Source organism: Staphylococcus sp. EG-SA-2, from assembly GCF_017152085.1.
Window position 1 is genome coordinate 1 of record NZ_JACYHC010000520.1, and the last position, 3,916, is coordinate 3,916.

Annotated in this window: 12 protein-coding genes; all 12 read right to left on the minus strand. The window is 35.4% G+C overall.

Going from position 1 to position 3,916, the window contains the following annotated elements; genetic code table 11:
* Positions 1-296 (minus strand): hypothetical protein (locus IDG60_RS08355; RefSeq protein ID WP_206160616.1); only part of this gene is annotated, 296 nt, incomplete at its 3' end.
* The gene (locus tag IDG60_RS08360) at positions 289-525 is read right to left on the minus strand and encodes a DUF7366 family protein (RefSeq protein WP_000608275.1); all 237 of its coding nucleotides are present in this window, start codon (positions 523-525) and stop codon (positions 289-291) included. The genes IDG60_RS08355 and IDG60_RS08360, both read right to left, overlap by 8 nt.
* The gene (locus IDG60_RS08365) at positions 518-721 is read right to left on the minus strand and encodes a hypothetical protein (RefSeq protein ID WP_000141180.1); all 204 of its coding nucleotides are present in this window, start codon (positions 719-721) and stop codon (positions 518-520) included. Before IDG60_RS08365 ends, IDG60_RS08360 begins: the two co-directional genes overlap by 8 nt.
* On the minus strand, positions 718-924 hold the full coding sequence (locus tag IDG60_RS08370) for a DUF1381 domain-containing protein (RefSeq protein WP_000195794.1): 207 nt from the start codon (positions 922-924) through the stop codon (positions 718-720). The genes IDG60_RS08365 and IDG60_RS08370 overlap by 4 nt, the downstream gene beginning before the upstream one ends.
* A gap of 36 nt (positions 925-960) precedes the next feature.
* Positions 961-1,497, minus strand: coding sequence for a dUTPase (locus tag IDG60_RS08375; RefSeq protein WP_000185671.1), 537 nt, complete (start codon positions 1,495-1,497; stop codon positions 961-963).
* Positions 1,490-1,738 (minus strand): type II toxin-antitoxin system toxin HigB, encoded by a 249-nt coding sequence (gene higB / locus IDG60_RS08380; protein WP_001065039.1) that lies wholly within the window; start codon positions 1,736-1,738, stop codon positions 1,490-1,492. Before higB ends, IDG60_RS08375 begins: the two co-directional genes overlap by 8 nt.
* Positions 1,739-1,752: 14 nt before the next feature.
* Positions 1,753-1,995 (minus strand): SAV1978 family virulence-associated passenger protein, encoded by a 243-nt coding sequence (locus IDG60_RS08385; protein ID WP_000132194.1) that lies wholly within the window; start codon positions 1,993-1,995, stop codon positions 1,753-1,755.
* Between the two features lie 14 nt (positions 1,996-2,009).
* Positions 2,010-2,210, minus strand: coding sequence for a hypothetical protein (locus IDG60_RS08390; RefSeq protein WP_000235324.1), 201 nt, complete (start codon positions 2,208-2,210; stop codon positions 2,010-2,012).
* 2 nt (positions 2,211-2,212) lie between these two features.
* A complete protein-coding gene (locus tag IDG60_RS08395; RefSeq protein WP_000022728.1) occupies positions 2,213-2,470 on the minus strand; it encodes a DUF3310 domain-containing protein in 258 nt (85 codons plus the stop codon).
* Positions 2,470-2,871 carry an SA1788 family PVL leukocidin-associated protein gene (locus IDG60_RS08400; protein ID WP_000113974.1) on the minus strand — a complete coding sequence of 134 codons (402 nt, stop codon included), beginning with the start codon at positions 2,869-2,871 and terminating at the stop codon, positions 2,470-2,472. Before IDG60_RS08400 ends, IDG60_RS08395 begins: the two co-directional genes overlap by 1 nt.
* Positions 2,871-3,056 carry a DUF3113 family protein gene (locus IDG60_RS08405; protein WP_001164629.1) on the minus strand — a complete coding sequence of 62 codons (186 nt, stop codon included), beginning with the start codon at positions 3,054-3,056 and terminating at the stop codon, positions 2,871-2,873. Before IDG60_RS08405 ends, IDG60_RS08400 begins: the two co-directional genes overlap by 1 nt.
* 12 nt (positions 3,057-3,068) lie before the next feature.
* Positions 3,069-3,916, minus strand: an 848-nt coding sequence (locus IDG60_RS08410) for a DNA polymerase (RefSeq protein ID WP_241013350.1), incomplete at its 5' end; no start/stop codon positions are given.

Sequence of the window (3,916 nt, forward strand, 5' to 3'; positions counted from 1 at the left end):
TCGCCTACTTTTAACCTAGCTTGTATGTCTGCGCTATCAAATTTCTTTTTGAATAATAAGTCGGAGTTTTCAATGACTTGTTTGTTGTCTAATACAATATAGAACTTGTCTTCTTTATCTTGTCTCTTGTTATATTTATCTGTAATAGTTCCTTGATGTAATTCTTTGTGTTGGTAACTAGCCACTGTATAGATAGGCAATGTGATAACAAGTAGCAATGCGAATATACCGAATAATGACAGTATTCCAACAATAAAGATGTCGAACCCATCCATATTTTTAAGTTTTTTAATCATCATTGTCATCTCCAGTATCAATTAAACTAGGCATCATTCTTAACATAGCCCTTAATTCATATTCATTCATATTAGCCATCGTAGGACTGTAAAATTCACTGTCTTTATCTTTAATTTCTTTAATAAAATCATCTTCAATCTTAGCCTTTTCTTCAGGTGCTTTATTTTTATATTTTTTGATTATTTCAGTGTACTTTTTCGGGAATTTCATTTTAGGTATGTTAATCATCGTTTGCCTCCTTAATAAATGTAAATGATTCAATCTCATCTCTTTTAACCCATACTTCATTGTTGAACACATCTTTGACCGGAAGAAAATCCTCAATCACTAGATTCATAACAAGATTAATATAATCGTCAGAAGCTAGATCTGTTGTTGTGTAATAAACTCTATCTGAAATAGTTTTAATTTTAACCTCCGTCATTTCCCACACTCCCTTATATTTTCAAATAACTGACCCACTTTAATAACTGCATCTCTTTTAACTTGTGCCTCGTATTTGCGCTCAGCTTCTTCTTTACTCTCTGCCTCAACAACTGTAAACCTTTGATTGCTTTTAGCTTTAGTTATGTGTGTATGCTTGCGTCCTGTTGAATCTTTGAATGTTGTGACTAAGTATTGCGTCACTTCCCCAAAACCTCCTTGACTCGATCTAAGATGTCTTTACACGTATCCTTTTCCTGCGTCTGCTGTTCCATCTTGTCTTTCATGATTCCTTTTCATTTTCTTTTTGTATGCGTCAATGAGCTGGTCGATAGAATATAAGTTGAAAGCTATGTCTATCGCTATTACAATTGCCAATTGGTCAGGATAAAATTCTTTGAATATTATCTGTGGTGTGCTAACAACTGCGTCTTGAGCAAATTCTTTATCTTTAAAATTAAACATGTTGTGAAATTCACTATTTTTAAAACTTGATTCAATCGCTTCTTTTATCTCTTCTGATGACACTCCTACTTGATTCGCAATACTCAATCCAAACGCCAACATGTCCGCTAATTCATCTAACTGAACATCTAACGGCTTACCTGGTTTCTTCTTCCAGTTCTTAAACGTTTCCAATGTATTAAACCATTCAAAGAATTCAACTACATATGCTATTTTGCTATCTCGTAAGTTCAGCGTTGGTATTCTATCGTCGAACTCCTTTTGTATTTGTAATAACTCTTGTAACTGATCAATTGTTAATGTATTAGTCATTTTCCTGATCCTCCTCATATTTATAGACCACTTGCCCCGTCATAATCCCTACTGCTTCATCAAGACCAATATCTTCTTTGAGTGCATCTTGCATAGCATTAGGTAAACCTTCAAGTATTTCATCAAACGCTTGCGCTTTCTTATACACGTCTTCAATCTCTTTTAGTAATCCCTCTGTGTCATTGCCGTTATACGCACTAGCACTGATAATTGATTGTTCAATTTGTTCGCGGTTATTCATCATTTCCATCTCCTCTAAAATAAAGTTAGTTGCTTCTGTTCCTCGTATTCCAAACCATGTTGCTTTATATATATTTCGAGCTCTTCAGCAGTATCAAATGTCTTTTTAACGCTTTGCCAACCTGGCACGATATGCCCATGAAAGTAATACGTGCCATTTACTACATGAGTATGTGCCACTCGTTCGTTATCCTGATACAGATATCTTTTAGAGCCGAAAAATTGGTTTAAGCGTTCTTTACGTGCGCTATCTGTCATGGTCGTCACTCCTTTTAACAATTAGGCAGTCCAAACGACATGCATTCGTAATATAGTTCTTCATTCCTTATGCTTGTCTTATAGTTCTCAATCACATTGCTAACTTCTTTATGACTCATTGCTTTAACTTGTTCGTCTGTATATTTTTCGCAGTCTTCTAATTCCAGTTGCTCCTGTAATGACATTACGTAATCAACTTGTTTTTGCGTTGCCATCGTTACCCCTCCCACAAGTCAAACACTCTATCGACGTAAAACTTCGCCTTTGCTAAATCCTCATGACCATTCTTTAACGGTGCTCTAGACAAGTATTTGATTGCATTACCTATTGCGAATGCTAATTGTGGTGGATACTGTGCCGTAACTTGTTCGATGAAATCTATAATTTCAATGTCGCCGTATGTGTAATGCGCAGGTTGTTTAACATTGTCTTGTGTTTCATTCATATCTACTTTTCTGTTACTGATTATGCTCATTATGCTTCACTCCATTTCTTGAACATTTGGTTATAAGTGACATCGAACCAGTACGGATCACGTGAATGTTTTTGAGGCGTTCCATCATAAAGCCATGGTCTCAATCTTCTCTTTCTTTCTTCTTCATATTCCGCTCTCACATTTCGTTGGTATAGGTTCAAAATCGCTTTTTTTCTGATTTTTTCTCTCTCTTTTTCTTCATCTTTTATTTGACTCTTCATATATTCAACTTCATCTTTAGATTTTGAGTCTTTTCTTCCACACAATAATTCATCGCCGCGCATTTTATGTTTGTATCTGTATCTAAGAAGTTCTGGAGATATATGATATTTTTCTGAAACTTCTCTCAATGTCATTAGTTTTCCTTTGATACGCACTCTTATAACTTTTCTTCTAGCCATCATTCCACCTCTAAATCTAAAACCTTGATATTTATAACGTTATATTTTAATAGTTCACCTGGATTATTAAATAAATAGTCCGCCAAATTCTCTTTTTCTTTATCAATCTGATTGTAATTAACACTTTCGACTTCTGTAGGAATTCTAATGTCAACAGAAGCATTGATATAAGCTTGATGTTGCATTCAATCACACTCCTAATCCTTCATATAAAACGGAGAAGTAAATCCGTCACTATTCAAATTCAATCCTTTTGCCCAATCGACAGGCTTATTCATGATAGTTTCGATTTCCTTAAGTCCATTTGAACCTCTAGGTATTTCTACAATTACTTCATCATGGACATGTCCAACTATTTTAAAACCTGATGCTTCAAGCCTAGCTATAGAAATCGCAAGTAAATCCCTTGCAGTTGCTTGAACAATATTCTCGACTAACTTCCCACCATACGTTTTTAACTTTGACCATTTACGGTTAAGATCTAAGCCCATAAATTCAACAACTTGACTACCCCAACTATTTTCACCAACTGAAGCTTTTGGATAAGCTAAAGCTCTTCCACTAGGCAGTTCAATCATTAGAAAACCTTTTTTCATATAAAATCTAACTCCATGCGTATGATGCGTCTTTCGGGATTTCACAGTATTAATTGCAGCCTCTTGGCAAGCCTTCCAAAAATTAACTATGTTAGGATTTGCGTTACGCCAACTATCAACTAAACCTTGTAATTCATTTTCTTCAATGCCCATTTCCAATGCGCCCATCGCTTTTAAAGCTCCAGCGCCACCTTGATAACCTAAAGCTAATTCGGACACTTTTCCCTTTTGTCTGAGAGGGTCGCCTTTAGTTATGCTTTCTACCGGGACATTAAACATTTGAGAAGCCGATGCTTCATATATCTTTCCGTGTGTGTTGAACACATCTAAACGCCATTGTTCTTTTGCATACCATGCTATGACTCTTGCCTCTATTGCAGAAAAATCACTTACTGCTAGTTCATTACCTTCTTCAGCAGTAAATGTCGTCCTAACTAATTGACTTAATA

Coding starts and splice junctions, on each gene's coding strand:
- IDG60_RS08360 (WP_000608275.1), bottom strand. CDS start 525: ATGATTAACATACCTAAAATGAAATTCCCGAAAAAGTACACTGAAATA.
- IDG60_RS08365 (WP_000141180.1), bottom strand. CDS start 721: ATGACGGAGGTTAAAATTAAAACTATTTCAGATAGAGTTTATTACACA.
- IDG60_RS08375 (WP_000185671.1), bottom strand. CDS start 1,497: ATGACTAATACATTAACAATTGATCAGTTACAAGAGTTATTACAAATA.
- higB (WP_001065039.1), bottom strand. CDS start 1,738: ATGAATAACCGCGAACAAATTGAACAATCAATTATCAGTGCTAGTGCG.
- IDG60_RS08385 (WP_000132194.1), bottom strand. CDS start 1,995: ATGACAGATAGCGCACGTAAAGAACGCTTAAACCAATTTTTCGGCTCT.
- IDG60_RS08390 (WP_000235324.1), bottom strand. CDS start 2,210: ATGGCAACGCAAAAACAAGTTGATTACGTAATGTCATTACAGGAGCAA.
- IDG60_RS08395 (WP_000022728.1), bottom strand. CDS start 2,470: ATGAGCATAATCAGTAACAGAAAAGTAGATATGAATGAAACACAAGAC.
- IDG60_RS08400 (WP_000113974.1), bottom strand. CDS start 2,871: ATGGCTAGAAGAAAAGTTATAAGAGTGCGTATCAAAGGAAAACTAATG.
- IDG60_RS08405 (WP_001164629.1), bottom strand. CDS start 3,056: ATGCAACATCAAGCTTATATCAATGCTTCTGTTGACATTAGAATTCCT.